The organism is Pseudomonas sp. SIMBA_041, assembly GCF_046535095.1.
Classification (GTDB): domain Bacteria; phylum Pseudomonadota; class Gammaproteobacteria; order Pseudomonadales; family Pseudomonadaceae; genus Aquipseudomonas; species Aquipseudomonas mucoides.
This window is the reverse complement of the sequence record NZ_JAWRXJ010000026.1, coordinates 1-1,646: the sequence shown is the minus strand read 5'-3', so window position 1 is coordinate 1,646 and position 1,646 is coordinate 1. Positions and strand designations below refer to the sequence as shown.

At 57.1% G+C, this 1,646-nt stretch carries 1 protein-coding gene and 2 pseudogenes; 1 reads left to right on the top strand and 2 read right to left on the bottom strand.

Features of this window, described 5'->3' with window-relative positions; translation table 11 throughout:
- Positions 1 to 45: 45 nt before the first annotated feature.
- Positions 46 to 1,128 carry a DNA-binding transcriptional repressor LacI gene (gene lacI / locus SB725_RS30045; protein WP_000805902.1) on the bottom strand — a complete coding sequence of 361 codons (1,083 nt, stop codon included), beginning with the start codon at positions 1,126 to 1,128 and terminating at the stop codon, positions 46 to 48.
- Between the two features lie 85 nt (positions 1,129 to 1,213).
- Positions 1,214 to 1,492 (bottom strand): annotated as a pseudogene (locus SB725_RS30040) (MFS transporter); the annotation flags it as partial.
- Positions 1,493 to 1,498: 6 nt separating this feature from the next.
- On the opposite strand from SB725_RS30040, the pseudogene SB725_RS30035 reads away from it, so the two are divergent.
- A pseudogene (locus tag SB725_RS30035) lies at positions 1,499 to 1,646 on the top strand (integrase); the annotation flags it as partial.

The window sequence follows — 1,646 nt, the reverse complement described above, 5'->3', positions numbered from 1 at the left end:
CCCGGTGCCTAATGAGTGAGCTAACTTACATTAATTGCGTTGCGCTCACTGCCCGCTTTCCAGTCGGGAAACCTGTCGTGCCAGCTGCATTAATGAATCGGCCAACGCGCGGGGAGAGGCGGTTTGCGTATTGGGCGCCAGGGTGGTTTTTCTTTTCACCAGTGAGACGGGCAACAGCTGATTGCCCTTCACCGCCTGGCCCTGAGAGAGTTGCAGCAAGCGGTCCACGCTGGTTTGCCCCAGCAGGCGAAAATCCTGTTTGATGGTGGTTAACGGCGGGATATAACATGAGCTGTCTTCGGTATCGTCGTATCCCACTACCGAGATATCCGCACCAACGCGCAGCCCGGACTCGGTAATGGCGCGCATTGCGCCCAGCGCCATCTGATCGTTGGCAACCAGCATCGCAGTGGGAACGATGCCCTCATTCAGCATTTGCATGGTTTGTTGAAAACCGGACATGGCACTCCAGTCGCCTTCCCGTTCCGCTATCGGCTGAATTTGATTGCGAGTGAGATATTTATGCCAGCCAGCCAGACGCAGACGCGCCGAGACAGAACTTAATGGGCCCGCTAACAGCGCGATTTGCTGGTGACCCAATGCGACCAGATGCTCCACGCCCAGTCGCGTACCGTCTTCATGGGAGAAAATAATACTGTTGATGGGTGTCTGGTCAGAGACATCAAGAAATAACGCCGGAACATTAGTGCAGGCAGCTTCCACAGCAATGGCATCCTGGTCATCCAGCGGATAGTTAATGATCAGCCCACTGACGCGTTGCGCGAGAAGATTGTGCACCGCCGCTTTACAGGCTTCGACGCCGCTTCGTTCTACCATCGACACCACCACGCTGGCACCCAGTTGATCGGCGCGAGATTTAATCGCCGCGACAATTTGCGACGGCGCGTGCAGGGCCAGACTGGAGGTGGCAACGCCAATCAGCAACGACTGTTTGCCCGCCAGTTGTTGTGCCACGCGGTTGGGAATGTAATTCAGCTCCGCCATCGCCGCTTCCACTTTTTCCCGCGTTTTCGCAGAAACGTGGCTGGCCTGGTTCACCACGCGGGAAACGGTCTGATAAGAGACACCGGCATACTCTGCGACATCGTATAACGTTACTGGTTTCACATTCACCACCCTGAATTGACTCTCTTCCGGGCGCTATCATGCCATACCGCGAAAGGTTTTGCGCCATTCGATGGTGTCCGGGATCTCGACGCTCTCCCTTATGCGACTCCTGCATTAGGAAGCAGCCCAGTAGTAGGTTGAGGCCGTTGAGCACCGCCGCCGCAAGGAATGGTGCATGCAAGGAGATGGCGCCCAACAGTCCCCCGGCCACGGGGCCTGCCACCATACCCACGCCGAAACAAGCGCTCATGAGCCCGAAGTGGCGAGCCCGATCTTCCCCATCGGTGATGTCGGCGATATAGGCGCCAGCAACCGCACCTGTGGCGCCGGTGATGCCGGCCACGATGCGTCCGGCGTAGAGGATCCGTCACATACCAGGGCGGCTAAGCGAGCAGATGGAACATCAACGCCTGCGGTCAGGAAGATGCGCATCGACAGCAAGACATCATGGCTATCAGCTTGTCGTCGTGCAGGAATTGAAGATTTCCGTTTCCATGACCTCAGACACACCTGGGCAA